At 35.0% G+C, this 23,869-nt stretch carries 33 protein-coding genes and 1 pseudogene; 12 read left to right on the forward strand and 22 right to left on the reverse strand.

Going from position 1 to position 23,869, the window contains the following annotated elements; genetic code table 11:
* Positions 1 to 16 precede the first annotated feature (16 nt).
* On the reverse strand, positions 17 to 1,201 hold the full coding sequence (megL, locus tag LQ50_RS07215; protein WP_034627617.1) for a methionine gamma-lyase: 1,185 nt from the start codon (positions 1,199 to 1,201) through the stop codon (positions 17 to 19).
* Between the two features lie 252 nt (positions 1,202 to 1,453).
* On the opposite strand from megL, the gene LQ50_RS07220 reads away from it, so the two are divergent.
* Positions 1,454 to 1,819, forward strand: coding sequence for a hypothetical protein (locus LQ50_RS07220; protein WP_034627621.1), 366 nt, complete (start codon positions 1,454 to 1,456; stop codon positions 1,817 to 1,819).
* A gap of 97 nt (positions 1,820 to 1,916) precedes the next feature.
* The gene (locus LQ50_RS25350) at positions 1,917 to 2,081 is read left to right on the forward strand and encodes a hypothetical protein (RefSeq protein ID WP_161784661.1); all 165 of its coding nucleotides are present in this window, start codon (positions 1,917 to 1,919) and stop codon (positions 2,079 to 2,081) included.
* 339 nt (positions 2,082 to 2,420) lie between these two features.
* On the opposite strand, the gene LQ50_RS25180 is transcribed toward LQ50_RS25350, so the two are convergent.
* On the reverse strand, positions 2,421 to 2,657 hold the full coding sequence (locus LQ50_RS25180) for a hypothetical protein (RefSeq protein ID WP_152608174.1): 237 nt from the start codon (positions 2,655 to 2,657) through the stop codon (positions 2,421 to 2,423).
* 339 nt (positions 2,658 to 2,996) lie between these two features.
* Between LQ50_RS25180 and LQ50_RS07225 the strand changes: the two genes are divergently transcribed.
* A complete protein-coding gene (locus tag LQ50_RS07225; RefSeq protein WP_034627625.1) occupies positions 2,997 to 3,194 on the forward strand; it encodes a hypothetical protein in 198 nt (65 codons plus the stop codon).
* Between the two features lie 175 nt (positions 3,195 to 3,369).
* On the opposite strand, the gene LQ50_RS07230 is transcribed toward LQ50_RS07225, so the two are convergent.
* From LQ50_RS07230 to LQ50_RS07240, 3 genes are all read right to left on the reverse strand, one after another.
* Complete coding sequence (locus LQ50_RS07230) at positions 3,370 to 4,104, reverse strand: FixH family protein (RefSeq protein WP_034627628.1); 735 nt, start codon at positions 4,102 to 4,104, stop codon at positions 3,370 to 3,372.
* Between the two features lie 209 nt (positions 4,105 to 4,313).
* The gene (locus LQ50_RS25730) at positions 4,314 to 4,574 is read right to left on the reverse strand and encodes a hypothetical protein (protein WP_052144632.1); all 261 of its coding nucleotides are present in this window, start codon (positions 4,572 to 4,574) and stop codon (positions 4,314 to 4,316) included.
* Positions 4,575 to 4,678: 104 nt separating this feature from the next.
* The gene (locus tag LQ50_RS07240) at positions 4,679 to 5,584 is read right to left on the reverse strand and encodes a phosphatase PAP2 family protein (RefSeq protein WP_052144633.1); all 906 of its coding nucleotides are present in this window, start codon (positions 5,582 to 5,584) and stop codon (positions 4,679 to 4,681) included.
* 198 nt (positions 5,585 to 5,782) lie between these two features.
* On the opposite strand from LQ50_RS07240, the gene LQ50_RS24885 reads away from it, so the two are divergent.
* Positions 5,783 to 5,866: a YjcZ family sporulation protein gene (locus LQ50_RS24885; protein ID WP_034627631.1), complete on the forward strand. Its 84-nt coding sequence runs from the start codon at positions 5,783 to 5,785 to the stop codon at positions 5,864 to 5,866.
* Between the two features lie 348 nt (positions 5,867 to 6,214).
* Here LQ50_RS24885 and ykzS read toward each other — a convergent pair whose 3' ends face one another.
* The 4 genes from ykzS to LQ50_RS07265 all read right to left on the reverse strand — a co-directional run bounded on the left by ykzS (position 6,215) and on the right by LQ50_RS07265 (position 9,766).
* Positions 6,215 to 6,409 carry a protein YkzS gene (ykzS, locus tag LQ50_RS07250; protein ID WP_034627634.1) on the reverse strand — a complete coding sequence of 65 codons (195 nt, stop codon included), beginning with the start codon at positions 6,407 to 6,409 and terminating at the stop codon, positions 6,215 to 6,217.
* Positions 6,410 to 6,467: 58 nt separating this feature from the next.
* On the reverse strand, positions 6,468 to 7,859 hold the full coding sequence (locus LQ50_RS07255) for a PAS domain S-box protein (protein ID WP_034627637.1): 1,392 nt from the start codon (positions 7,857 to 7,859) through the stop codon (positions 6,468 to 6,470).
* A gap of 231 nt (positions 7,860 to 8,090) precedes the next feature.
* Positions 8,091 to 9,212, reverse strand: coding sequence for an alanine dehydrogenase (gene ald, locus LQ50_RS07260; protein WP_034627640.1), 1,122 nt, complete (start codon positions 9,210 to 9,212; stop codon positions 8,091 to 8,093).
* Positions 9,213 to 9,346: 134 nt separating this feature from the next.
* Positions 9,347 to 9,766 carry a hypothetical protein gene (locus tag LQ50_RS07265; RefSeq protein ID WP_034627641.1) on the reverse strand — a complete coding sequence of 140 codons (420 nt, stop codon included), beginning with the start codon at positions 9,764 to 9,766 and terminating at the stop codon, positions 9,347 to 9,349.
* Between the two features lie 142 nt (positions 9,767 to 9,908).
* Here LQ50_RS07265 and LQ50_RS07270 point away from each other — a divergent pair, with 142 nt between their 5' ends.
* Both LQ50_RS07270 and LQ50_RS25950 read left to right on the forward strand, forming a co-directional pair.
* Entirely contained in the window at positions 9,909 to 10,340 is a 432-nt protein-coding gene (locus LQ50_RS07270; protein ID WP_034627644.1) for a DUF2621 domain-containing protein, read from the forward strand.
* Between the two features lie 126 nt (positions 10,341 to 10,466).
* The gene (locus LQ50_RS25950; RefSeq protein ID WP_237563665.1) at positions 10,467 to 10,583 is read left to right on the forward strand and encodes a DUF6254 family protein; all 117 of its coding nucleotides are present in this window, start codon (positions 10,467 to 10,469) and stop codon (positions 10,581 to 10,583) included.
* 583 nt (positions 10,584 to 11,166) lie between these two features.
* On the opposite strand, the gene LQ50_RS07275 is transcribed toward LQ50_RS25950, so the two are convergent.
* Entirely contained in the window at positions 11,167 to 11,676 is a 510-nt protein-coding gene (locus LQ50_RS07275) for a CcdC family protein (RefSeq protein WP_034627646.1), read from the reverse strand.
* Positions 11,677 to 11,889: 213 nt separating this feature from the next.
* Between LQ50_RS07275 and LQ50_RS24890 the strand changes: the two genes are divergently transcribed.
* Positions 11,890 to 12,060 carry an aspartyl-phosphate phosphatase Spo0E family protein gene (locus LQ50_RS24890; protein ID WP_084138650.1) on the forward strand — a complete coding sequence of 57 codons (171 nt, stop codon included), beginning with the start codon at positions 11,890 to 11,892 and terminating at the stop codon, positions 12,058 to 12,060.
* 42 nt (positions 12,061 to 12,102) lie between these two features.
* Here the strand turns inward: LQ50_RS24890 and LQ50_RS07280 are convergent, their stop codons facing one another.
* From LQ50_RS07280 to LQ50_RS07295, 5 genes and pseudogenes are all read right to left on the reverse strand, one after another.
* Positions 12,103 to 13,896: an ABC transporter ATP-binding protein gene (locus LQ50_RS07280; RefSeq protein WP_034627649.1), complete on the reverse strand. Its 1,794-nt coding sequence runs from the start codon at positions 13,894 to 13,896 to the stop codon at positions 12,103 to 12,105.
* Positions 13,886 to 15,649 carry an ABC transporter transmembrane domain-containing protein gene (locus LQ50_RS07285; protein ID WP_034627651.1) on the reverse strand — a complete coding sequence of 588 codons (1,764 nt, stop codon included), beginning with the start codon at positions 15,647 to 15,649 and terminating at the stop codon, positions 13,886 to 13,888. Before LQ50_RS07285 ends, LQ50_RS07280 begins: the two co-directional genes overlap by 11 nt.
* A gap of 231 nt (positions 15,650 to 15,880) precedes the next feature.
* A complete protein-coding gene (locus LQ50_RS07290; protein ID WP_034627653.1) occupies positions 15,881 to 16,435 on the reverse strand; it encodes a DUF3231 family protein in 555 nt (184 codons plus the stop codon).
* Between the two features lie 285 nt (positions 16,436 to 16,720).
* Positions 16,721 to 16,801: pseudogene (locus LQ50_RS25185) on the reverse strand (YneF family protein); the annotation flags it as partial.
* Positions 16,802 to 16,948: 147 nt separating this feature from the next.
* On the reverse strand, positions 16,949 to 17,230 hold the full coding sequence (locus tag LQ50_RS07295) for a hypothetical protein (RefSeq protein WP_034627656.1): 282 nt from the start codon (positions 17,228 to 17,230) through the stop codon (positions 16,949 to 16,951).
* Positions 17,231 to 17,424: 194 nt separating this feature from the next.
* Between LQ50_RS07295 and LQ50_RS07300 the strand changes: the two genes are divergently transcribed.
* On the forward strand, positions 17,425 to 17,667 hold the full coding sequence (locus tag LQ50_RS07300) for a helix-turn-helix domain-containing protein (protein WP_237563666.1): 243 nt from the start codon (positions 17,425 to 17,427) through the stop codon (positions 17,665 to 17,667).
* Between the two features lie 51 nt (positions 17,668 to 17,718).
* Here the strand turns inward: LQ50_RS07300 and LQ50_RS07305 are convergent, their stop codons facing one another.
* From LQ50_RS07305 to LQ50_RS07330, 6 genes are all read right to left on the reverse strand, one after another.
* Complete coding sequence (locus LQ50_RS07305) at positions 17,719 to 17,946, reverse strand: helix-turn-helix domain-containing protein (RefSeq protein ID WP_052144634.1); 228 nt, start codon at positions 17,944 to 17,946, stop codon at positions 17,719 to 17,721.
* On the reverse strand, positions 17,939 to 18,106 hold the full coding sequence (locus tag LQ50_RS25355) for a hypothetical protein (protein WP_161784662.1): 168 nt from the start codon (positions 18,104 to 18,106) through the stop codon (positions 17,939 to 17,941). The genes LQ50_RS07305 and LQ50_RS25355 overlap by 8 nt, the downstream gene beginning before the upstream one ends.
* Before the next feature lie 210 nt (positions 18,107 to 18,316).
* The gene (locus LQ50_RS07315) at positions 18,317 to 18,508 is read right to left on the reverse strand and encodes a hypothetical protein (RefSeq protein WP_034627659.1); all 192 of its coding nucleotides are present in this window, start codon (positions 18,506 to 18,508) and stop codon (positions 18,317 to 18,319) included.
* Between the two features lie 293 nt (positions 18,509 to 18,801).
* Positions 18,802 to 19,329: a hypothetical protein gene (locus tag LQ50_RS07320; protein WP_034627661.1), complete on the reverse strand. Its 528-nt coding sequence runs from the start codon at positions 19,327 to 19,329 to the stop codon at positions 18,802 to 18,804.
* Positions 19,330 to 19,343: 14 nt separating this feature from the next.
* Positions 19,344 to 19,940, reverse strand: coding sequence for a replication-relaxation family protein (locus LQ50_RS07325; RefSeq protein WP_308417916.1), 597 nt, complete (start codon positions 19,938 to 19,940; stop codon positions 19,344 to 19,346).
* On the reverse strand, positions 19,864 to 21,168 hold the full coding sequence (locus LQ50_RS07330; protein WP_052144636.1) for an FtsK/SpoIIIE domain-containing protein: 1,305 nt from the start codon (positions 21,166 to 21,168) through the stop codon (positions 19,864 to 19,866). The genes LQ50_RS07325 and LQ50_RS07330 overlap by 77 nt, the downstream gene beginning before the upstream one ends.
* A 303-nt stretch (positions 21,169 to 21,471) precedes the next feature.
* Here LQ50_RS07330 and LQ50_RS07335 point away from each other — a divergent pair, with 303 nt between their 5' ends.
* Positions 21,472 to 21,702, forward strand: coding sequence for a hypothetical protein (locus tag LQ50_RS07335; protein ID WP_034627664.1), 231 nt, complete (start codon positions 21,472 to 21,474; stop codon positions 21,700 to 21,702).
* Positions 21,703 to 21,741: 39 nt separating this feature from the next.
* Here the strand turns inward: LQ50_RS07335 and LQ50_RS07340 are convergent, their stop codons facing one another.
* Positions 21,742 to 21,939, reverse strand: coding sequence for a superinfection immunity protein (locus LQ50_RS07340; protein ID WP_202595362.1), 198 nt, complete (start codon positions 21,937 to 21,939; stop codon positions 21,742 to 21,744).
* A gap of 152 nt (positions 21,940 to 22,091) precedes the next feature.
* Between LQ50_RS07340 and LQ50_RS07345 the strand changes: the two genes are divergently transcribed.
* The 3 genes from LQ50_RS07345 (at position 22,092) to LQ50_RS07355 (ending at position 23,855) form a co-directional block, all read left to right on the forward strand.
* The gene (locus LQ50_RS07345; RefSeq protein ID WP_034627668.1) at positions 22,092 to 22,448 is read left to right on the forward strand and encodes a YhjD family protein; all 357 of its coding nucleotides are present in this window, start codon (positions 22,092 to 22,094) and stop codon (positions 22,446 to 22,448) included.
* 272 nt (positions 22,449 to 22,720) lie between these two features.
* Positions 22,721 to 23,599: a hypothetical protein gene (locus LQ50_RS07350; RefSeq protein WP_034627671.1), complete on the forward strand. Its 879-nt coding sequence runs from the start codon at positions 22,721 to 22,723 to the stop codon at positions 23,597 to 23,599.
* Positions 23,600 to 23,615: 16 nt separating this feature from the next.
* On the forward strand, positions 23,616 to 23,855 hold the full coding sequence (locus tag LQ50_RS07355; RefSeq protein WP_034627673.1) for a hypothetical protein: 240 nt from the start codon (positions 23,616 to 23,618) through the stop codon (positions 23,853 to 23,855).
* Positions 23,856 to 23,869 lie beyond the last annotated feature (14 nt).

Genomic DNA, 23,869 nt, shown 5'->3' on the forward strand with positions numbered 1-23,869 from the left:
CCCTATAGGAATCTTATTATCGAGTCTCCAATGCCTGTTTTAAATCTTGCCATATATCTTCCCACGCTTCCAGCCCTACAGATAAACGAAGAAGTTCATTTGAAATTCCCATTTGGACCCTTTTTTCTAGCGGAACAACGGCATGTGTCATTGATGCAGGATGTTGGATTAATGTTTCAGCATCTCCGAGACTAACTGCAATTGGAATAAGTTGCAGGCGATCCACTACTTGAACAGCATCTTCATATGTCCCTTTTATTTCAAAAGAAAGAAGACCGCCTCCTTTTTTCATTTGCTTCTTTATAATATCTGAATCAGGATGCTCATCGTCTCCTGGATAGTACACGGCTTTTATTTTTGGATGTGTTTTCAAGTTTGCAGCTATTTTTTTTGCATTATCACAGTGCCGATCCATTCGAACAGCGAGTGTTTTCAAGCCACGTAATAACAACCAAGCATCAAATGGGGACAAAACGCCACCGATATCCTTTTGTGTTGTTCGTTTTATATCATTGATTAGCTCCTCATCCCCAACCATTACACCAGATATTACGTCTCCATGTCCCCCAATATATTTTGTTGCGCTATGAATAACCAGGTCACACCCTAATTGTAAAGGCTTCTGTAAATAAGGTGTAGAAAATGTATTATCAACAATAACTTTAATTCCTTTTTTCTTCGCAATTGAAGCTACTAATTCCAAGTCAACAACTCTCATCGTTGGATTAATTGGGGTCTCAACATAGATGCAAGTCGTATTTTTTTGAATACTATTAGTTATTTCTTCAACAGTTGCTAAGTCGGAGAACGTAGCATTTATGTTATACTTTTCTTTTAGTAACTGTAGTAAGCCAAATGTACAACCGTATACACCTTTTGAGCAAAGGATATGATCATTTGCTTTGGTGATTCCAATTAATGCTGATGATACCGCTGCCATACCAGACGCAAATGCTAGAGCTGCTTCTCCCTCTTCTAATTGCGCTACACGCTCTTCAAGGACTGAGATGGTTGGATTAGAAAGTCTAGAATAAATATAGCCATCTTCTTGTCCCGCAAAGCGCTTCGCCCCACTCATCATGGAAGGAAACGTAAATGTGGACGTCTGATAAATTGGTGTTGTTAAGCTATCAACATGTTCTTTTGAACGCTGCCCCGAGTGGATCACCTTCGTTTCAAATTGATAATTCTTACTCATCATTATCATGACCCCCTTTATTTAATTTCAAAATCAAATGTTTAAGGAAGTGCTTTCTTCCATTTTATTTAAAAATGGCTTGCTCTGTTCCGAAAAACGAAGAAACATTGCCCTTTATTTGCTACAATAAAGTTTTATATGTGATTGGTAGTATTCATTTAATTTGCTAAAATAAATATTTAATAATAAAAAGCGTCTACTAGAATAATGATTACATCTTTTTAGTAGCTTCAGATAAACAAAGGGGGGAATTTCTTGTATAGAGGAAAAGCATATTGTGAAGCTAATCTTTACATATATGCTCCAGCTAACGAACGTTATGAGTTTCTTACTAAACGCAAGAATATCATAGAAAAATATTGTAGCAACACCATTAAAATTACTGACGTTCGCATTAAAGACTCAGGAATTGACGAACAAACAAATGAACCATTTCTTTCCTTATCCGTTATGTCAGAAGTACTTGTCAAATATGACCCTATCATCACCCATTTAAATGATTATAGAGTTAATGCTTGTCGAGAATTTAGAAGGCAGTTTCCAGGTGCTGGAGCGATCATGGCCCATTATATTGATACGTATAGCCCTTTTCGATTAGATGGGTTTAAAAGCCGGACTTAATTTTGCCTTATTTGTATTATTAAGTTATTTTCCTTTTAATAAAAGGCAATGCTACAGAATATAATTTTGTGACATTACTTACCAGGGGGGAATCTTAATGGTACATTGGAAAATTACAGCCACCTTAAGAAATGGTGATTATGTAATTCAATATGGATCTTCCGAATCTGAAGAACAAGCTTATGAAGAAATGAAACTAGAAGAGTTATCAATAAGAAAGCAGTATAGCGACACTGTTACAGAAATGGATTATTGGCTATAAATATTATCTCTCTAGCATTAGAGTAAGGTCACTAAAAAGGTAAAGTTCTTCCTTTTTCAGTGACCTTTACGCTATGAGGAAAATGTTCCTTTGTTTTAAGCTTGCTATCAGTGAGTTTCTCGTAGCAGGTTCGCTAAGTGGAGATTACTGCTTCCTCAATTTGCTAAAAGAGACTTATTCAATGTCTGGGATTGCTGGTAATATAACATAATAGAGATATTCCTTTAAATGTAGGGAAAATAATATTTCAGAGAAGTTCTAGTAATCGAAGTGGTTTAGGTGATTAGGGTATGATGTATAGAAAAAAAAGCACGAACCAGGAGGAATAGATTGATCAAATTAAGCAAAAGCTTCATTCCTTCTGTGATATTGTGAATCAATCATTACATTAAGTACGTTTATTTCTTCCGTTGTAAGCTGCCTATTTAATTTACTTTCAAACTCTTCTCTTAATTCTTTTATAGTTACCATCAATGCTTCACTCCCCTTTTTCTTTTCTTTGGAGATTTCATTTACGTCAAAAGACCTTGTACCCCTTATTATAATGAAAAGGAAGGATTTTGCAAGCGTTTTCAACAACTATTATACTTTTTCTAGCCATATTAAGGTGACAAAAGTACCGTAACAATAAAAAATAATATAAATAATAATATTAAAGCCACCTCCCCCATATAATACTCTAAGACTGTATATTTTTAAAAAGACACGTTTTTAAAAACGAAGCCACAGGAGGGATTCACTCCCTTTTACGTGCCCTCAATAAAACATGTCTTTTTCTTTTTTTCAAAAGCATTGTTAAAAGCTCTACCCAAGAAAGAGGGTATGATGCAGGCATGAAAAAGTCCATTTTGAAGATTTGAGGAATTATAGATTTTTATGGAAACGTGTTATACTATCTTTAAGGAGCTGATTAGTATGAAAAAATTTCAAGTATCCGTTGAGTTCCATAGCGGACAGCAAGTTAATTTCACTACTAAGTCAGATGTTAGAAAGGATATGTACCGGCTCAACATCAACGGTGAAGACTGCATTGTAACCGATGATAATTTTGTCTTAAACATTTCCAAGATCAAAGCCTTAAAGGTAAAGAAATTAAAACGTAATTCTGCATAATTAAGTTGCATATGGTCTGTCTCAAATTCATGAACGAGAGGGAGCCATGACTTCGTTTGCTACTCGCCTTGAGAGGGGAAGCCCAATTCCCTCTCAAGGCTCTCAAAAGATTAGTAGCTCCTTCATTCCCTCAGGTTGTCTTAAAAATTTTTAAGCGGATTTTTTGGAACCCGCATTAAAAAGTTAGCTCTGCATGAACATGTTCATGTAATTCATCATCTTGAATATGTACAATAACAGAGTATTGACCTGATAAACCTTCAAGGTCATCTAGCTCATATACTCCATCGCCTATCTCTGATAAATCTAGCCATTTCCTTACGTCTTCATCTTCTTGCCACATTTCCAATGTCACATTGCCTTGCTCATACTTTTGACCTTCTACTACAATATGAACAACTAATGTATCATCTTTAACTTCTGTTTCAATATCAACATCATAGTGGTGATGATCATGATGATCCTCATGCTCCTGCTCATGACTATGATCTTCTGTATCTCCATTATCATCGCCAATTTGAATTTGGCCAGTTGGCATACGATGCATACCGCGAGCGGTTACATGTGTTTGGACATGATACAATCCCATTTCTTCAAACGTATGGTCCAAGGAATAAATATGGCCATTTTGAACATCTGCTTCTATCATTTTACTATCTTCCTTTTGTCCTTCAAGCCAAATTTCATAGATAACTTCATTAGCATCTTCAACTAAATCATCACCTTGAGTGACGCTGCTGTTAAAGGTTACCACTTCTCCTACTTCCGCAAATTCAGGAAATTCTAATTCTACTTCAATTGCGGTTAGTTCATCAACTTCTACACTACCTTGTTCCTCTTCAGCCTGTCCACAAGCACTTAACATACTTAATAAAACAACTAGTGCAGTTGCCTCTATTATCTTTTTCACGACATGTCACCTCTTTTTTGTATTTCTCTACTAGCCTATAACATTATCACCAGAAATTCCAACGTTATACTAAGAAATTCATTTTATTTTCACCTTTTCTATATTGTTTTCAAAAAAAAAGAGAAATCTATTGACTAAGGCATTATAAAAGATAAAAATCTTTTAATGTTTATGCCTCAAGATTCTCTTCATACTTTGTTTTTTATTTGTTATTTAAAAGCTTTGCCTTTTGTTAGATGACAGGCAACCCCTTTCCCTATTGCACCGGGTTTGCTCATTTTCTCTATATATTGTAATCCTCTCGTGCATTGTTTTTTACATGCAATGCACGTCGCTGATGTCACTACTTTCATCGTATATTGATATTTCTCTGATGCAGTCATTTTTGGAGCAGCTTTTTTCTTATTCTTTGTTGCCATATCCATCTCTCCGTTCTTTGTGATGCTATATAATATGCGATCAACTTCCAAACGGCGCACCTTCAAAAAAATAAAAAAATTTGTGCAAATCTCCGCACAAAAAGCGACTAAAGGGGGTAAGCCTTTTTCAGTCGCTTCCTTTGATTCAACCTTTTTTACACAGATAACTGCTCACTTGAATTGGTTGTTACATGCTCCTTCTTATAAATGTGAAGCTTTGCAAATACATAAGGTGCTCCGAGAAGCCCCCATAAACCAATGCAGCCATAACGTATAAAATCAAAAATCAACATTTCAGGGAACCATACTTTTAATCCAATTTGCAGTACGAATAGACCTACAAGCCCAACTGCATAAGCAGCTGCCTTTCTCCATACTTTTTTTGAAATCATCATTTTTATATGGGTCGATTCCGCTAAATATCCAATCCCAGCTCCTAACAAAAAGCCTGCATATTTAACCCCTTCCTCTTCAGGAAAAAGAGCCACAATCATAAGTGGAGTTAGTATGGCTAAAGTCCACTTTATCTTTTGTGACAGGTTAGAGAGCTTTTCTTGTAAGCGAATCGAAATAAGCAAGATCACCACCGCCACTAAAATACCAATTGCTACATCAGCCGGCCAATGAAGCCCAGAATAAAGACGAGAAAATGAAATACTTAAGATAAGAATGATCGCCAATACCCAAAATAAAGGCTTAGCAACTAAATAGGCGATATAGCCCCAGAGTGTGGTCGAACCTTGAGCGTGCCCACTCGGAAATGAATCGTAAGGGTAATGGCTCCCCACCTCCGCTGATTCTATAAACAACGAATTGATTCCTTCTGTTCCAATTGGTCGTTCAATAGCATAAGTAATTTTTAAGAAAGCATTGACGGTAACCGATAAAAGAAAAATGTAAAATAGCCGAAACCCTGCTTGCTTTGAAAAGCACCAATACACAATTGGCACTATCAAAAAGTAAAACTCTTCATTACCAAGAAACGTTAATAAAGCCGCCAGTGCGTTAAAAAAGGGCTGTTGATTCTCGGTAATACTTATTAAAAATTCCGTTTGACTCATAAAATCCCCCATATTCATTTTTTTACAACGATAGAAATATTCTACTTCGTTTACTAATATCCTTGTTAATCGTATAAAGTTCTACAAGTCTCATAAAAACTGAAAATTCCAACTATTATTTTATTAGGCTAATGCCCTTCCAATATTTCATACATGACATATTCATAACAGTGTATTGATTAAAAAGGAGGAATCTTCATGAGTCACACTTCTAACAGCTTTGCGTTAATTGTCGTTCTGTTCATCCTATTAGTTATCGTAGGTGCTGCATACATTGCCTAAAGAGTTAAAGGAAGTTGCATGATGTGGAACTTTCTCTAGAAAGCCACAATGGCTTTATTTTATACTCTTGGTGAAATCAGACACTTATTAAAAGTCCGCAGCTTACTGTTAAAGGGGGCACTAGGAGGGCATGATAACCTTTATGGCCCCCTTTCTAACTATCAATGAAACGTCAAGTCTTATTTCTATCGACTTAGCCTCCAATTAACAGCTCAAGTATGAACGGACCAATTTGATGTTTATTCATACAATACCTCAACAAACCTCTAAACTAAAAAGCACCTATTATAAATAACAGGTACTACTTTTAGAACTGCAATGTACATATGAACTTACGAATTCACCCTATTATTTCGTCCATTCAGGTTCATATGTATAGATTGTTTCCCCACCATGCTGGGCATTTCCACGAAAGTTGATTGCATCCTCCTGTTTAAGTAAATTGGTGCGAAAAATATGAAAATCTTCTTTAGTTACTCTATACGATTGCACTTCTTGATTGCGTAATTGATTTAAGATTGATAATACTTCTTGCTGATCCATCTTCATCCTCCTCTTGCTTACCCTATTTCAACTACACGGCGGTCATACAAAATGTTCTTTAATTTGTTTTGGGCTCTGCTTCAATCGGTAAATTAATCTCAATCGTCGTTCCTTTATCTTGCAAACTGGATATTTGTAATTTACCATTATGCGAATCAATGATTTTCAATGCTGTCATCAAACCCAGACCGGTACCCTTTTCTTTCGTTGTATAAAAAGGGGTCCCAATTTTCGAAAGAAATTCTTTTGGTATGCCGCTGCCTTGATCCATTACTTGCACTTGAATTTCATTCGAACGATACAATTTAGCTGTTATAACTACTTCTCCTCCATTTGGCATTGCCTCAATCGAGTTTTTAATTAAGTTTATAAAAACCTGTTTTAACTGACTTCCAATGCACTTCACTTCCGGTAACTCTTCAATATCTGTAATTACTTCGACATTATTAATTAAAGCCTGAGAACTTAATAGCATGACAACATCCTCAATGATTCTATTTAAATCTTCATATTGGAAATCTAATGCTTGAGGCTTAGCGAGCACCAGTAATTCACTTGTAATCATCTCAATTCTTGTTATTTCGTCAGACATGATCGTTAAAAAATCACCTCTGACTTCCTTATGATTTGATTTTATTAATTGTAAAAACCCTTTAATTGAAGTAAGCGGATTTCTAATCTCATGTGCAATCGATGCCGCAAGCTGTCCAACCGCTGTTAACTTCTCAGATTCATACAACAGTTTTTCCGTTCTTTTTTGATTAGAAATATCCTTAGCAATACCATATACACCAACAATCTCTTGTCCAACAATAATCGGCATATTGGTTACTTTTAAATCAATGATACTTCCATCTTTCTTCCTTACTTTTGTTTCATACGTCTCTGTTTTCCCTCGAGTAGCCTCCAAAAAACGCTTATTTGTATACTCTAGTTCCTCTTCTACCATTAATGGAATATAGGAGATCTTACAAAGTTCCTCTTCACTGTAACCAATTAATTGTTCCATTGCTGGATTCACCCTGAGAAAGTTTCCATCTAAATCAAAAGAATAAACAGCATCAGGGTTATTATCAAACAACGATTGGTAATGAGATTCACGGTTTAATGCGGAATGTTTGTGTTTCGTAATATCTTGGAAAATTACTGCTAGTCCCTTTTGAGAGGGATAAGCCTTAATATTAAACCATAACTTTAATGGCGGATAATACATCTCAAACGAAGCCGTCTTTTGTTTTTCAAGGGCTTTGTGGTATTGATCATATAAGGATAATTTAACGGTTTCCGGAAAGATTGACCACATGTTTTTTCCGATTACCTGTTCTCTTTCTCGTTGGAGAATTCTTGAGGCAGCTTGATTAAAATATGTAAAGTTCCAGTTAAGATCGAGTGCATAAAATGGATCGGTAATACGATCTAAAATTTCAAACTCCGTTTCGGATATGTTCATCTTAATACCCCACCAAAAATTATAATTAGTAGTTTAAAACTTCTATAAAATGACATAAAATTTTACAGTTAATTTTAGCTTATCATTCTTTATAAAAGAATGATACTAACTATCGACAAATAACGAGGAAATCCTAAAAAAAAAAGAAAAGCAGGCCGCTAATTTAGCCTATGAAAGACATCTTTGTCTCTTCATTTAGCTATATAACTAACGGTCTGCTGCTTTTTCTAATTAAATTCTTTCTAGCGCTTCCTTCGCAGTCATATATTCTAATCCTAAATCCGTCGCAACAGCTGCATACGTAACAGCTCCAGCAGCTGTGTTTAACCCTAACTCCAGTGCATGATTCTCAATTAGAGCCAGGTGCACTCCTTTATTAGCAATTTGAAGTGCGTAAGGGATTGTTACATTTGTTAAAGCAATGGTTGATGTACGCGGAACCGCTCCAGGCATATTTGCCACAGCATAATGAACAACATCATGTTTCGTATAGGTTGGCTCATCATGTGTTGTAATTCGGTCAACTGTTTCGATAATCCCACCTTGATCAATCGCCACGTCCACAACAACAGATCCTGGCTTCATTGACTGAACCATTTCTTCTGTAACCAATTTAGGGGCTTTTGCACCTGGAATAAGTACCGCACCAATTACTAAATCTGAATCTATCACTGCTTCAGCAATATTTAACGGATTTGACATTAGCGTTTGGATATCTGTTCCGTATAAATCATCTAATTGTCGCAAGCGGTCGGGACTTAAATCCATAATGGTCACATCTGCCCCTAGACCCATAGCAATCTTGGCAGCATTCGTTCCAACTACTCCTCCACCAATGACTGTTACTTTTCCTCGTTTCACGCCAGGAACACCTGATAAAAGGATTCCCATACCACCTTTTGGTTTCTCGAGGAATTGTGCACCGATTTGAGCTGCCATACGACCTGCTACTTCACTCATTGGTGTAAGAAGCGGTAACGTTCTCCCTACTTGAACTGTTTCATATGCTATTGCCGTGACTTCTTTTTCGACTAATGCTTTCGCTAGCTCAGGCTCTGCCGCTAAGTGTAAGTATGTGAATAGGATCAAACCTTTACGGAAATAAGCATATTCCGAAGGGAGTGGCTCCTTTACCTTCATAATCATATCGACTTTTTCCCAAATAGCTACTGGGTCCGCTTCGATTTCAGCGCCAGCTTGAACATAGGCTACGTCTTCAAAACCACTTCCAAGTCCCGCATCCTTTTCAATAATTACTTGATGGCCAGCTTGAACAAGTGTCATCACACTTGCAGGTGTCATCGCAACACGATTCTCATTGTTTTTGATTTCTTTTGGTACGCCAATTAGCATAATCTGCCTCCTTTTGCATTACTCAGTTACTATTAGTATAGACACTATTACATTCATTGCCATTGTAGACATTGCTAAACGCACCTTACACCATTTGTGAATCACCACAAAAGAATTACCATATTTTTACTTTTTTATATGTATAGGACGACTTTCATCATAAACATTGATAGTATGGCAATCATCAGTAAAAAACTATACAACCTTAATTTACTTATTTCATCATCTGCTTTGTGATTTTCCTCTAATTTTTCTAAAATGATCCGAACAGCTTTGGCAGTCATACCAAGCATAGCGCTAATAGCTAACCAAATTAGGACAACAAAGAGAAACCAGACTGTTAACCATTGAGTGGTCATAAAAAAACCAGAAACAATGGCAACAATGACACCTCCATGAGCTAGCCAAATAATCCGTTTGTATATTTTCAACAAAAGAGTAAACCTGCCAGGTTCGTCCAATAAACTTCCTTTAATTAAAAATGGAAATGGTATTAAGACAAAAAACAGAACCGATACTGCAATATGAAATGCATAGCTAACTAAATACAACATTTATTATTATCACCTCGATTATTAATCTTACCAAACGTTTTCTTAATTTGGAATCATTCATTACACCAAAGCTCCCTTCTATTCGCAGGTTCTCACTTTTTATGGTAGGATAAGTATGATAAAAAATTTGAGGTGAAAAACAATGCCTACTTGGTTTATGTGGTTCATTGTCTTATGGACAATCTTTCTAATAACAGTAATGTTTATTGGTGGGTATTTTATGTTTAGAAAATTCCTAAAAAGGTTCCCTAAAGAAGATGGCAAATCCATTCTAGATTGGCAAGACTATCATATTGAAAAAACAATCCACCTTTGGAATGACGAGCAACGAGAATTATTAAATGATTTAGTCGAACCAGTTCCTGAATTATTCAGAGATGTAGCTAAAGGAAAAATCGCCGGTAAAATCGGAGAGCTTGCCTTAGAAGATAACCTTGATTACCTGCCACAAGATTATATTATTAAAGGGTATATTCTTGCTACACCCAAACGTGACCATAAATTCCTTATAAAAAAACTCCGTCAGAGAAATATCGATATGGAGCCATATAAAGATCTTTTAGAAAGCTCATAGCTTGCTCTTTTGTGATTGTTTTCCCTGTTCAAGCTTACCATTTCTTTCTCTTATCTTCATTGGATAATCTAACGGCTATTTGGCAAACTAGAATTATTCAAATCAATAAGATAAAGGTGATGAACAATGAGCCAATCAAAAAGACAAGCCGAGCGACAATTTAGAGCACGTAAAGAATCTCAAAATCCTCACGGAAAAATCAAGTCATTAAAACGAATTGCAAAAGAAGATGCAGACAAATAGAAATTCATTGAAATTGAGGGAAAAGCCCTCATTTTCAATGTCAAACTATAGTTCGCATGAGTTTGTTTTGCATCTAGTATAATTAGCAGGAGGGCACTGATTAAATTCAGTGCCCTCCCTTGGTGTTGGCTCCCGTTTTTTTGCTTTATCTTTCGGATCGGGAGCCATCACACCTCTTTGGCTCCCGTTCTTTTGCTTTCTCTCTCAGTTCGGGAGCCATCACACCTCTTTGGCTCCCGTTCTTTTGCTTTCTCTCTCAGTTCGGGAGTCATCACACCTCTTTGGCTCCCGTTCTTTTGCTTTCTCTCTCAGTTCGGGAGTCATCACACCTCTTTGGCTCCCGTTCTTTTGCTTCTCCTCTTATTTCGGTAGCCATCACGACCCTTTGGCTCCCGTTCTTTTGCTTCTCCTCACTTTTCGGTAGCCATCACGACACCTTGGCTCCTGCAGTACACTCCTTCTTCTCCTCTCGTTCCGGATTCAATTCTCTAATTGCTCTTTAGAATTTAGATCATCCAAACCAAAAAAGCAGACACATCCCTTATCCGGAAATGTCTGCTTTTTGAGTTAACCTGCTCCCATATTATGTTTCCACAGGCATTGCGCCTTGGCTTTTAAGTGATTTTTTTAGATTGCTCTCTAGTTTACGATAATTCATATACATGGATATACGCCATGGAACGATCATCCCATATGCAAGCAGAAAAAACATGCCTGCCAATTCTTCTACATTTATCAAATCTCCAATTAGCAACTTAAAAATAATTCGAGCCAATAGCAATCCTATTAATATGAATGCGAATGCTTTAGATCTTTTCATATAAATTTGTTGATCTCTAATTTCAAATTTTGAGGTTTTTATCAGTAGAAATGAAAATAATATACCAACTAACACAGCTTCTATGACTTGTAAGAAAGCTGGACGGGCCGGTTCATATAAAAACATTAAAAACCCTGTCGACATAAAGATCGGCGGTACAATAATTTTTTTTGCTGATACCGGTCGTTTTGTCGCTTTTAACCGAATAAATATTGCCAATGATGCCATAACTACAGCCCCAACTGATGTTATCCATATATAAATATCATCCAAGCTGCTCACCCCTTTCTAGTCGGTGATGGTTGTCCATTACTTAAAGATACAGGAAAGCGCGTCTTGTTTCAATTTATTTCATTGAATTTCCACTTTGATATGAAAGACATCATGAAATATTACCTATTTTCGCTTCTTTCCCTCAGTAAAGGTTGTAAATTTACTAGTTAATTTGTATAATTATTACAAGAATTAGAGAAGAAGGGAATCTCTATGAGTGAAGGATTACTTAGAACCATTGAACAAAAGCGAAATGAATTAATAGAACTTGCCCTTATCAAAGGCCTTTCGTCACATGCCGTTTTGACAGTCAGTCAAGAGTTAGATACGTTATTAAACCGCTATGAAAATGCTAATAATAAAGAGAACCACTTTCAAAAATAAAGTTGGTTCTCTTTTTCAATTGACGCTTCTCATATATTTTCGCTAATGATTGACGTCCGCTAGTTCTGATGAACCTCTTTGCAATAAATACATTTTGTGGTAAAGCCCTTTTTGTTCTAAGAGCTCAGTATGGTTCCCACGTTCGACTATTTCCCCTTTATGAAGAACAATAATCTGATCCGCCTCTTTAATGGTTGATAGCCTATGGGCAATTGCTATTGTGGTACGTCCTTTTTGCATTTTTTTCAAAGCGTCTTGAATTGCCTCTTCCGTTTCAGTATCAACATTCGCAGTGGCTTCATCTAGGATAAGAATCTTTGGATTGGTGACAATCGTTCGAGCAAACGATAAAAGCTGGCGCTGCCCACTAGATAACGTTGACCCTCTTTCAGTAACTTTCGCATTGTATGAATGAGGAAGCTTTTCTATAAACTCATTCGCTCGAACAAACTCAGCTGCTCCTTTGATGTCCTGATCAGTTAGTTGATTTCGATATAAACGGATATTACTCGAAATGGTCCCTGTATAAAGGAAAGGATCTTGTAGAACGAGACCCATATTATCTCGCAACTCCGTGTTATCAAAGTGATGGATTGATTCGCCATCAATGACAATATCACCACGGTCAAGCTGATAAAACCTCATTAAGACATTTATGATCGAACTTTTTCCACTTCCTGTATGACCAACAAGAGCCACAGTTTCTCCTTTTTTCACTGAAAATGAAATATTTTTCAAAACATCTGTTTCTCCATCATAGGAAAAAGATATATCCTTAAATTCGATCGCGCCTTCTTCAATTTTAGGTGACTCTTGCCCCTTCTTTGCTGGAGCATAATTTTCATAGTCCATTAGTTTAAAGACACGACCGGCAGATACAATTGCTTGTTGAAAAAGTGATAATCGCATCATCATTTGGTTTACCGGCTCAAAAAAACGATCCAAATAGTTAACAAATGCATACAAGACACCTATTTCAACAGGACTTGTAAAAGACATCACTCCGAAGTAACTTAAAATCAAAATTAGTGCCAAAATGGAAATCAAATCAACCATTGGTCTAAGTAAAAGTCCGTCCAACTTCATACTCTTCATTCCGGCTTCTAGGTGTTCTTCATTGACGTCACTGAACTCTTTACGAAGTCTCCTTTCTTGACGAAACATCTGAACAATCGCCATTCCTTGAATCGTTTCATTCATTTTGGCATTGAGTTGACTGAGCTTCTCACTCATATCCGCATAAAATTTCGAGCTAATCTTTCTATATAACTGCATTAATCCAAAAATGATCGGCAATAAAATAAGACAGAAAAAGCCAAGAGTTGGATTCAAATAGAACATGGCTATACATATTCCGATGAGGAACATAATATTTTGAACAAAATTAGCAAGCACGGTTAAATAAAACTCTTTAATAGATTCTGTGTCATTCGTGATACGAGAGATCAATCCTCCCGCAGGGGTTTTATCAAAAAATGCCAACCCTTGTCGTTCGACATTTGAAAACACATCCACACGGAGCTGTTGCACAATTTTTAAAGATATTTTTTGAAACATAAAGGCTTGAAAGTAGTTAATAAAAACAGAAGACAAATGTAAGACTATATAAATAACCCCTAACCAAACTAATGGTTCTAACGGGAAATGCCTCGGTGTTAAATAATCATCGATAAAAATCTTAAGGAGTATTGGACCAAGAAGTTCTGCAGCTGTTGCAAGAAGGAGCAACGTAAACGCAACAATAAGGGACTTCGTATGTTTTTTCGCATAACGAAGTAAACGCCATAAAACGGCTCTTTGTTCTTGTTTGGTTAAGACTTGATCCTTATGTTGCATCCTCTTGCCCTCCTTGTTCCACCAATTCTTCTAGTTGTTGCTGCTCATACATTCTCCTATACCATCCGTCTTCTTTCATTAATTTATGATGATTGCCTCGTTGGATTATTCTTCCTTCATTTAATACAATGATGACATCTGCATGCTTGATCGCACTGAGACGATGCGCTGTTATAATGGTCGTTTTTTTAGCACGATTTACTCTTAATGATTCAAGAATTTGCTCCTCCGTCTTAGCATCCACTGCAGATAAAGAATCATCTAATATCAATACATTCGGGTCAGGTAAAATCGCCCTTGCAATCGCTATCCGTTGCTTTTGACCTCCTGATAACGTTACGCCACGCTCTCCTACTACCGTCTCATATCCCTCTTTAAAGCTAATAATATCATCATGAATACTGGCAAGTTTACAGCTATTCATAATTTCAGTAATTGATGCACTAGGTTTTGCAAAAGCTACATTATCAGCAATTGTAGCCGAAAAGAGGAAATGATCTTGAGGGACATTACCAAAACTAGCTTTTAAGTCATCTAATCTATACTCATTTAGCTTATAACCACCAATGGTAATCTTTCCGTTTTCTAAATCATATTCCCGTTGGAGGAGGCGAATTATCGTTGATTTTCCACTCCCGGTTTTCCCAACTATCCCCAACGTTTGACCTTCTTTTAGGCTAATCTCGATATTTTGTAAAGCATAATCGTTACTACCTGGATATGAAAATTGCTCAATGGCAACGTGAATATCTCCTGTTGCTATTTTCTCGCTTTTGGCAAATTCATCTGTAATATCTTGTTTTTCCGCAAGCAAGGATGAAATTCGGTCATAGGAAGCACGCCCACGTTCAACTATATTAAATAACCATCCAAATGCTAGCATAGGCCAAATTAATAGACCGAGATATAAAGTAAAACTCGTTAATTGACCAATAGTCATCTCCTCAGCTATGACAAACCTTGCCCCAAATACAACAGCTAAGAAAAAAGAAATTCCTACTATTAATGAGATCGTCGGATCAAACAATGCATCAATTTTAGCAACTGCAACGTTTTTATCAACGACATCCTTTGATTTATTTTTAAATCGTGTGATCTCATCCTCTTCTTGACCAAATGTTTTTGCTACACGAACTCCCGTTACACTTTCTTGAACCGTATCATTTAGATCGGAGAACGCGGCCTGCGCTAAGTGAAAACGCTTATGTAATAGGGTTCCATAATAACTAGTTAAATACGCCATAAAAGGCATTGGTATTAAACAAATGAGCGTTAATTTCCAACTAATCGTTGCCGCCATTGTCACAATAACGAATCCGCCCATCGTCAATGAATCAACTAAGGTTAATACACCCTGTCCAGCCGTCATTTGGACTGCTCTTATGTCATTTGTCGCATGAGCCATTAAATCGCCTGTTCTGTGACGTTGATAAAAGCGATGAGACATATTAGTAAAATGCTTGTATAATTGATTTCTAAGCAACCGTGCTAATCGTATGGACGCCCCAAATATCATAATTCTCCATACAAACCTTAAGCCGTATGTAAGAACGCCCACTATTAACAAAACACCAATCCACATTAATAAAATATTCGTTGTTAATGTTACATCTACTATGTGATCTACAATAATTCCCACTATGAGTGGGGGAGTTAGTGTTAATAAGGATACAAGTGCTAATACAAGAATACCTAATCCATATGATACTTTCTCTTGTTTAAAAAACCACCACAAATCTTTAAATACTTTCACGTTTCAAACGACACCTCTCCTGATACAACGTTAAAATGTCTATCTTTTTAGCTCAAAATTCAATGGTTGTAAAACCGTTCCACCTCCAGAATACGACTATTCGACATAAATTATAGTAATTCCTCTTAACGTTTAAAAAAAGCAAGATTCTTAACTTATAATCATCATGTCAAAAGAGAAACCTTTATAAAGTAGAAAAGCACCTCTACATGGAGGTGCTTTTCTATATGATTAATTAGATGGCTGTCCAGGTGGATAATAATAAGGTGGTATTTTCAACCAACCACGTTTGATCATTAACGCCTTTAACGTCACTCCAAAAGTAAGCATTTCCGTATGGAACTTATACCACATAACACCTAGATCTGTTCGAATTGCATCCACTTCACCTTTTGCTGACATCATAAGACATGCAGTCAATTTTAATGTTATTCCATTCGTGATTTCTTCATCAGATAATTTTACTCCTAATGGAATGGCATTCGATTCTGATTTTGGCTTGGGTGGAGAGGTTTCCGGCAAAGGGATCCCCTCTTTTTTCATAAAGCTACTTAATTTTTGAGCTTGATTTTCGCACATTCTTAGAGCATCATTTAACATTTCTACTACTTCATCATCAGTTGAAGTATTTAAACCGGCTTCTTCAAACCGAATGAACTCTGCTAATGAAGTAAAATAAGTCCAACAATCCATTGCCTCTCCAATATGCAATGGTGACTTTTGTTCATTCGCATTATCTACTTCTTTATTTACTATGTGCCAAAGGGCCTCAAAAGGATTTGACAAACCTTTCACCTTCTTCACTTTGGATTAATGTTAGTTTTTTACAGTTACTTAAAATAAATTCACTCTATTTTATATTTTATAAGAAACCAAATTACCAATATTTTACAATGTAGTGGTTATGATACTGACGCTTAAGCTCAACGCTTGTTGAACAAAAAACCACTTTTCCTGTTATTGAGATAACAGAAAAAGTGGTTTGTTTAGTCTTTTTAGAAAAGTTAATCCTGTTTTTTGGAGAAAAGACTCAAACTCACATTGCTCCAAAAAGTCATTGGCAACAAGGATTTACTTACCTTGTTGCTTCTGCATCGCTTTCATCATTTGATTAATTTTCTTCTGCGATGGATTTTGTCCCATTTGCATCATCCCCTTATGTATCAAGGGTTACGCAATCTAAAAATCCATTCCATCCGTTGAGAAAAATATACCACACACTTCTAAATAAGTCTAGAAAGATTAATAGAATTGTAAAATATGGTTTATTTTTCTCCTTGATATTTTCTTTTGGAGAGATTAAGCCGTCAATAATAAATAAGTTGAATAACTTCTTCCATTAAGTTGTCGTAATGACTCATCATTGTAATTTCCACTTAGCACATCATCCAGTATCCGCTTATCGTTTCTTTTTAAAATGCTATTTAACAAGAAACCAAGAAGGATTTCAGCGTTGCCATAATATGATCTATCACGTTTGAATACTGAATGTGTTGTAATTCTCTCCATTAATTGATCAATTTGCTCACCTTTTAACTCTAATTCCCCTGCAATCCTGCTTACATAACGATATTTCCCCATTTAAACCCCTCCATAAATAGCATTAAAGTCTAACCCATATTATGACAATATTTCGTACGTTTAAAAATAATAATTGGCATTAATAACTTGTTGAGTTAATAATAACTTATTTAGTTATTAACGTCAACAGTTATTATTAACTATTCAAGTTATTAACATGATATAATGTGCATATATAATAATGAAGGGATTTGATGAAAATGATTAAATTTAAATTAAAAGAACAGCTTGAAATTAAAGGAAAGACTATGTATTGGCTATCTAAACAAACTGGAGTTAGACCAAATACTCTTAGTCAATGGGTTAATAATGAAGATGTAGATAACTCAAATAAAAAGGTGAAATCGATTAGCCTCGAAACACTTGACAGTATTTGCGAAATACTTGATTGTGAAATTGGAGACATAATCGAACATGTGAAGAAAAAAGACCACTAATTTTGTTGATTAGTGGTCTTTTAAACGTTTAGTTATTTTGTTTTTGCTTTTTCACTTTCTTCCTATTTTGTAAACATAGCTATTACTATTGTTTTTATTATTAATCCAATCAAAAAATACATCTCGATGAACCTTTAATTGTCTCCCAAATTTCATTACAGGAAAATCACCAGAGTGCATAATTTCATAAACTCTATCTCTACCTAATCCTGTGATTTTTTGCACATCACTTACTCCTAATAATAGCTTTTCCTCTCTACTCTCATTTTCTTTATTCATTTTCATTTCCCTTCGTTTCGTCGTCATAAAGTATCTCAGGATATTCTTTAATAAGTTCTTTTACGAAAAAATTAATTGCTTTTTGTAATTTCTCTTCATCGTGAACATAATTAGGATTTTTTATTAAAATTGTGTCATCAAAGCTTACTTTTCTGGGCATTTTACCACTCCACTATAAATTCTAATTACATACTAAAAGATTTCCTTCTCAAAAAACTTCTTTATGGAATTAAATGCTTTTTCATCTCCATTGGGCAAGTTTAAGCAAGTGATGGTAATATTGTAACCATTAATCTTCTGAGTCGATTTATATGTTATTTTATCGTCTTGTTGCCCTTCTTTGATATATTGATAATTAGCAATTGTGACTTCACTCATCTGAATCACGTCTTGATTTGTGAACATCTTCTGTCTGAATTACTAACAAATCAGGATATTCAACTAGCAGCTTCTCTGCCAACCACTCATGAAATTGGTCGAGTTTTTTGTCTAATTCTTCCGCACTGTGCTTGACTTGCTCAACGGGTTCGTGTATAAAGACGTACTTAGATGCTTTAGGCATAGATGAATTTTCTCCTTTCATTTTGAGTACTTTCTATTTAACTCTAACGAATATTAACGTTGTAATCCTTAGTTGTTTTAAGGTATAAATTCAATCAATTTCCAATTTATGGTTTTAATTTTAGATATATTTTTAAATTTTATTTATAAATGAAGTTCAAAGCAACAAAAAAAGGACATAATCTCAAAACTGAGATCACGCCCTTTTTCAGAAAAAGTCACAACCAAATCCATTATAACATTTCCATATATTTTTATACACTCATTTCATATAAAAATTCTTTAATATTCTTGTTATATTAATGAAATAAAAGGCACACCAAACGCAACAGTATTACCAATTCCCACAAGTAACGACATCATAAGAGGCATCAATTGAACAAGAATATAGCCTATTGAAGCGTTCTGAATCAATCCAATTCCCTTGTCCTTTTGATTAATCATGAAAAGTAAAGCTCCTCCAGTTAACATTACAAGTGCTACAGGATAAGATAAGGCTTGAATCATGTCTACAAGTGGCATAAATGCTTCGACAATCTTTTCTTTTGCTGCACCTTTTATATAATCAGTTGCAGGATTAGCCACTTCTGCCATAGCTGTAATAGCTTCGGGTGTTGATGCATAGGCTGTATTAGTAAAAAGTTTATTAGTTATACTTATTGCAGTTGCTCCAGTTGTAAGCGTGATGAGAGACGCTTTTAACTTATGAGTTACTGCTTTTTTATTAAATTTTTTTACAGCGCGTCTAATCTCTCTTACATCTACACCATTTAGAAACTCCGAAACACTACCCACTGTTTGCACTCTCGGTTGAAATAACATGATGAATCGCCCCTTTAGTTAATATCGTCAATCAATAAGACTTGAGCATCCACACCATCACACAACTTCTCTAATTGTTTTTTGCGATAATCCGTAGTGGTTAACCAAATAATCTTAATTGGAAAGTTAGCGTGTTTAATAATGGCTTTGTACTTATCAATCTTAGAGCGATTCTTCAACATCTTTTGTGTATGATCTATTTCAACTGCGTAAAATACATTGTCTTTTTGATAGAACGAGTCAGCAATTATAAAGCCAATACCTTCAAATCCTAGCTTAACCTCATTCTTCCAATCATTTGGTTGCCCTAGATGAATATACAACTGATTTCTCATAAGATAATGTCCTACTTGAACTGATTTCTTCCTCACCTTATTACATTCAACACGCTCCCTACCTCCTGCATTAAGATAATACACCTTCTCTTTATCTCTAAAAGAAGAAACATAATCAGACATGTTAGCTAATACCTTCCTTGCGTTCCTGTCGCTTCCTAGTTTGTGCATGTGTTGAATTTGTGAGCGACTAAGATAATCACACCTCTTTAATGATAAAAGAATCTGCTCCTCTCTTTGCTCTCTCTTCAGTCTTTGTATCATTACTACTGTCATCTCCCTTCATGCTGTCTTCTTCCTGCCTAGCTTTAATAACAATGTGTGGTGAGATGGTTTTTTCAATGAATCCATTATCAATTGCAGGTGTCTGTACTTCTTCACATCTGATTGTTTTATATATAGCTCTTCCTTTTATAAGTGGTAGCTTCTCAGCGCCTTCTTGATCAATAACAACTCTACTTGCTGTAGCTGAATCAACTGTGAAACATAAACGCCCTATACAGTTACGCTTAACTTGTGAAGGAACAGTTTCAGCCGTTGGATATTGCGTTGCGTATATGAGCCTGTAGCCACTTGCACGACCTCTGCGAGCAATATCTTTAATAATGTCCTGACATTCTTCATCGTCCGCAATATCAGCTGCTTCATCAATAATAATGAAGTGTCTATCCTTCACACCTGCTTCTTTAATGTCCTCATAACCGTTTCTATAAAGCCACTTGTTAGTTTCAATCATTTGTTGTTGTACATCCTTTAATGCTTCCTTAGCCTCTTCAGGATCTTTAGCAACGGTATCAACTTGCTTCAATGAGTCATAGCGACCAAATGTAAGACCATCCTTCAAGTCGATAAGTGTTAGCTTTACTTTGTCTGCCTTCTTATCAATTAAGAAAGTGACTAAGCATTTAAGCCAATTAGACTTACCAAATCCAGGCACACCAGCAACTATTATGTTGGGTACATCATCGAAATTGTGCTTAATATAGTCTGTACGTCCAATACCAATAGGTACTTCCCATTCCTTATGTCTCTTTGTTAATGACTCCTCGAACTCATAACGTGTTGTAAGTGGCTCATTGTACACTCTAAATATCAACATACCATCAAATGAAATGTGTACTTCTTTCCTTAGATTACGCTTCTTTTCTAGTAACATTTGAATCTGCTTAACTATGTCTTTTTTCCAATTAATTTCCTTGAAGTCATGAATAGACACATCTGGAACACTCCTCTTAATGTTCAAACCATCTTGAAAGTTATCAAGCTTGCTCTCAAATTCTTTCGATGACAAGCCTTGTGGCATTTGGAAGACATACTCAGAATACTTCTTCTTTCTTGACTTTCGATGAATGCGAATTGTCTTTCCATCTTTTGCAACAAGACCACAATTCTTAGAAATGTTTTCAATTTTCTTAGTGTCATTCCCTCCCACTCCTGATTGATACAAATAGGTATAACTCGCTAAACCTGCCATCACAACAGATGATCCAATCTCAAGAAACATCAGCACCACCCTTTCTCCCTATTCTAATAAGAATAGTCCCTCCAGAACGGAACAAAAATAGTTAAGTCTAAGCATTGATAGTCTGAGGTTTATTGGTGCCGTTTATAGTGGTGTGGTGGAAAAATGAATGGTATATAGATTCGGTATATTTACTTGGTACACTACTGGAATTATAAATGGTAATCCGTTCGGAACTGTTTTGTTTGATATAGCTTACTTGGTACTGTTTGTCCAATATTACACTTTTTTGCACATGTTTAAAAAAAGGTAAATTTGACCAAGCTTATTCTGAGGTGATTAATCATGAGTTGGTTTGGCTTAGGAAAGAAAAGAAGCCGATTTGGAAGAATGTTAGATGATGAAGATATAACACAAGAAGAACTTTCTAATGTTTCAAGAGTTGGGCATACAACAATATCAAAACTATGTAATGATGATAATTACAGACCAAAACATTCAACTGCAATTAAAATAAAAAATGGATTAAAGCAATTGGGTGTAAATAAAGATGTAGACAAATACTTGGGGATTTAATAAGAGGAATAAACCAAATGTAAATAGAGAGAGCAAACCTTATGCTACTCTCTTCACTTCTGTTTTTTCATTCATTAAAGACCAAACTAATGCTATTACCCATCCTATAAATGTCCAACCAGCAAAAATGTTTAGTACAGTAATTGCCACTTTATTAGTTTTTCTTCGTGCAAATGCAATTAAAGTGGGAACAGGATAAAGAATTAATAATAATAAAGCGAATGATCCAAGTATCAAAATGCCATCTCCTATATTAAAATTTAACAACTAAATAATAATACTACACTTAATAACTTGATGCAAAGGGACTATGACTATTGGAGTGTCAATTATTCCGCCTTGATAAGCGAACAAACATTCGTATATAATCAAAATAAAAAGGTGATCTTATGCTAAGAGGAAATGATCTAGATTTAGTCTTAAGCTTTATATATCTTCCACTGACTCGTAAAGTATTAGAAAATAACTTAGGTAAAGTCAAGAATGTTGGTTTTAAGTTTGAAGAGCCTTACCTAAGTCTAATAGAGAAAACAATAAATAAAATTAGTATGGATATTCGTGATCTAAAGAAAGAAATGCGTAAAACTGGAATTACTGTATATGATCAAGGAAAAGTAAATGAAAAGTGTAGTTACTTAGTGGTGTGCAGGGGATATCGTGAAGAGTTTAATTTATTTCCTCATTTGATGAAAGTAGAGGTTCAGAACTATCTGAATCAGTATTTACTAAAAACTCAAGTACCCTAAGCTCAATACCTTTTAGCTTTCGATTTAATTTTGATTCAAATTCATTAATTAAAAGGTTTAATGTTGGTTTCATCTAAAATGCCTCCTTTTTCTTTAATAATAGTCAAAAAGAGACAAGAATCAACATGTTGAGTTTGATTTTCTAACACGAATATTTTTAACAATAAATGTTTATTCGATACTCAAAATATCATTGTCACAATAACCTCACACTCGCCAAATTTTAATATGAAATGTTAAAATATTAATAATTTACTATTTAGGGAGTTTTTATGAAAAAAATAAACGCATTAACGCATGTTAAACTAATAATTTGGCGAAGGAAATTAAGTTTAGTTTTTCTTATCTTATTCTTTTCAATATTATGGTTTTTACAAATTGATATTTTAAAAATATTAGGTCAGACTATTGTCAATATTATTCCTTTAGACCTTTCTGACCCTGCTTCTGCAGGTTTATTCGGCGCAATTGCTGGGGGCATATTATCTTTTATGGGAAGTATTATCACTCAAAGAAAACAATTCAAAAATAAGGGAATTGTCTTCCGTAAAAATGTCATATATACACCTCTTTATGATGATTTAAGAAAATTAAAAACAACTCTTACTGAGAATCATTACCCTACTTATTTAGTGTTTAAAAAGAACGACCCTTTTATTAATTTTGATTACCCAGTTTTCCTAGCATGGGAAAGAATCAATTCAGATGTCAGGTCAATTGAAGTCCCCAAGTATTTAGCCGATACCTTTAATAGACTTGAAAAAAGTGGAGAGTCATATTTAGAAGCTAGATCTAAAGCTTCTAAAGAGATATATCTTGAATTAAGTAAACTAACTCATATTTTCGATCAGAAGACACTAGACATGTACGATAGATCAGGGGATTCATTCTATCTAAACGAATTGATTGAAAATGAGGACATCCCACTTGAAAAAATAAATACTAAATATAGGTTTAAGCATGAGTATAGCAATGAAAATTTATTAGAAATTAAGGCTTGTATAAATTCATGTAAGAATTTTGAATCAATTGAAAGGGTTATATTAAAATATGAAGAATTCACCAGAATATTAGATGATTTAATTACTGCTTTAGAAAAGTTAATTTCTTTTATTCAAATTAAATATGAACATAAAAACAAAAATTATTAATAAAGGGGTACAATTAATGCATCATAGTCGTTATAGTTTAAGCGAATATAGAATAAAGGAAATTATTGAAAATAAACTAAACGAGAATCCAGATATTTTTTATTACATTGATAATTACCATTTGCAGAAGGTTGTTGACTCTTTAGTAGAAGGTATTGCTGAAGCAATGGCTGAAAACAACCAAAAGCTTGTAGACAATATAACAAAAATAATTGACGATGAGTATAAAAAACAAAAATTGTTTAGAGGGTATTAACCTATAAACAAAAA

The organism is Halalkalibacter okhensis (assembly GCF_000787375.1).
Lineage (GTDB): Bacteria > Bacillota > Bacilli > Bacillales > Bacillaceae_D > Halalkalibacter > Halalkalibacter okhensis.

Excerpts from the sequence above, each read along its gene's own strand:
- LQ50_RS25350 (WP_161784661.1), top strand. The coding sequence starts at position 1,917 with ATGGTACATTGGAAAATTACAGCCACCTTAAGAAATGGTGATTATGTA.
- LQ50_RS07280 (WP_034627649.1), bottom strand. The coding sequence starts at position 13,896 with ATGCAACATAAGGATCAAGTCTTAACCAAACAAGAACAAAGAGCCGTT.
- LQ50_RS24890 (WP_084138650.1), top strand. The coding sequence starts at position 11,890 with ATGAGTGAAGGATTACTTAGAACCATTGAACAAAAGCGAAATGAATTA.
- LQ50_RS07325 (WP_308417916.1), bottom strand. The coding sequence starts at position 19,940 with ATGACAGTAGTAATGATACAAAGACTGAAGAGAGAGCAAAGAGAGGAG.
- LQ50_RS24885 (WP_034627631.1), top strand. The coding sequence starts at position 5,783 with ATGAGTCACACTTCTAACAGCTTTGCGTTAATTGTCGTTCTGTTCATC.
- LQ50_RS07320 (WP_034627661.1), bottom strand. The coding sequence starts at position 19,329 with ATGTTATTTCAACCGAGAGTGCAAACAGTGGGTAGTGTTTCGGAGTTT.
- LQ50_RS07255 (WP_034627637.1), bottom strand. The coding sequence starts at position 7,859 with ATGAACATATCCGAAACGGAGTTTGAAATTTTAGATCGTATTACCGAT.
- LQ50_RS07305 (WP_052144634.1), bottom strand. The coding sequence starts at position 17,946 with ATGAATAAAGAAAATGAGAGTAGAGAGGAAAAGCTATTATTAGGAGTA.
- megL (WP_034627617.1), bottom strand. The coding sequence starts at position 1,201 with ATGATGAGTAAGAATTATCAATTTGAAACGAAGGTGATCCACTCGGGG.
- LQ50_RS25950 (WP_237563665.1), top strand. The coding sequence starts at position 10,467 with ATGAGCCAATCAAAAAGACAAGCCGAGCGACAATTTAGAGCACGTAAA.
- LQ50_RS07350 (WP_034627671.1), top strand. The coding sequence starts at position 22,721 with ATGAAAAAAATAAACGCATTAACGCATGTTAAACTAATAATTTGGCGA.
- LQ50_RS07330 (WP_052144636.1), bottom strand. The coding sequence starts at position 21,168 with ATGTTTCTTGAGATTGGATCATCTGTTGTGATGGCAGGTTTAGCGAGT.
- LQ50_RS25355 (WP_161784662.1), bottom strand. The coding sequence starts at position 18,106 with ATGCCCAGAAAAGTAAGCTTTGATGACACAATTTTAATAAAAAATCCT.
- ykzS (WP_034627634.1), bottom strand. The coding sequence starts at position 6,409 with ATGGATCAGCAAGAAGTATTATCAATCTTAAATCAATTACGCAATCAA.
- ald (WP_034627640.1), bottom strand. The coding sequence starts at position 9,212 with ATGCTAATTGGCGTACCAAAAGAAATCAAAAACAATGAGAATCGTGTT.
- LQ50_RS07270 (WP_034627644.1), top strand. The coding sequence starts at position 9,909 with ATGCCTACTTGGTTTATGTGGTTCATTGTCTTATGGACAATCTTTCTA.
- LQ50_RS07355 (WP_034627673.1), top strand. The coding sequence starts at position 23,616 with ATGCATCATAGTCGTTATAGTTTAAGCGAATATAGAATAAAGGAAATT.
- LQ50_RS07225 (WP_034627625.1), top strand. The coding sequence starts at position 2,997 with ATGAAAAAATTTCAAGTATCCGTTGAGTTCCATAGCGGACAGCAAGTT.
- LQ50_RS07345 (WP_034627668.1), top strand. The coding sequence starts at position 22,092 with ATGCTAAGAGGAAATGATCTAGATTTAGTCTTAAGCTTTATATATCTT.
- LQ50_RS07295 (WP_034627656.1), bottom strand. The coding sequence starts at position 17,230 with ATGGGGAAATATCGTTATGTAAGCAGGATTGCAGGGGAATTAGAGTTA.
- LQ50_RS07240 (WP_052144633.1), bottom strand. The coding sequence starts at position 5,584 with ATGAGTCAAACGGAATTTTTAATAAGTATTACCGAGAATCAACAGCCC.
- LQ50_RS07265 (WP_034627641.1), bottom strand. The coding sequence starts at position 9,766 with ATGTTGTATTTAGTTAGCTATGCATTTCATATTGCAGTATCGGTTCTG.
- LQ50_RS07300 (WP_237563666.1), top strand. The coding sequence starts at position 17,425 with ATGAAAATGATTAAATTTAAATTAAAAGAACAGCTTGAAATTAAAGGA.
- LQ50_RS07315 (WP_034627659.1), bottom strand. The coding sequence starts at position 18,508 with ATGCCTAAAGCATCTAAGTACGTCTTTATACACGAACCCGTTGAGCAA.
- LQ50_RS07335 (WP_034627664.1), top strand. The coding sequence starts at position 21,472 with ATGAGTTGGTTTGGCTTAGGAAAGAAAAGAAGCCGATTTGGAAGAATG.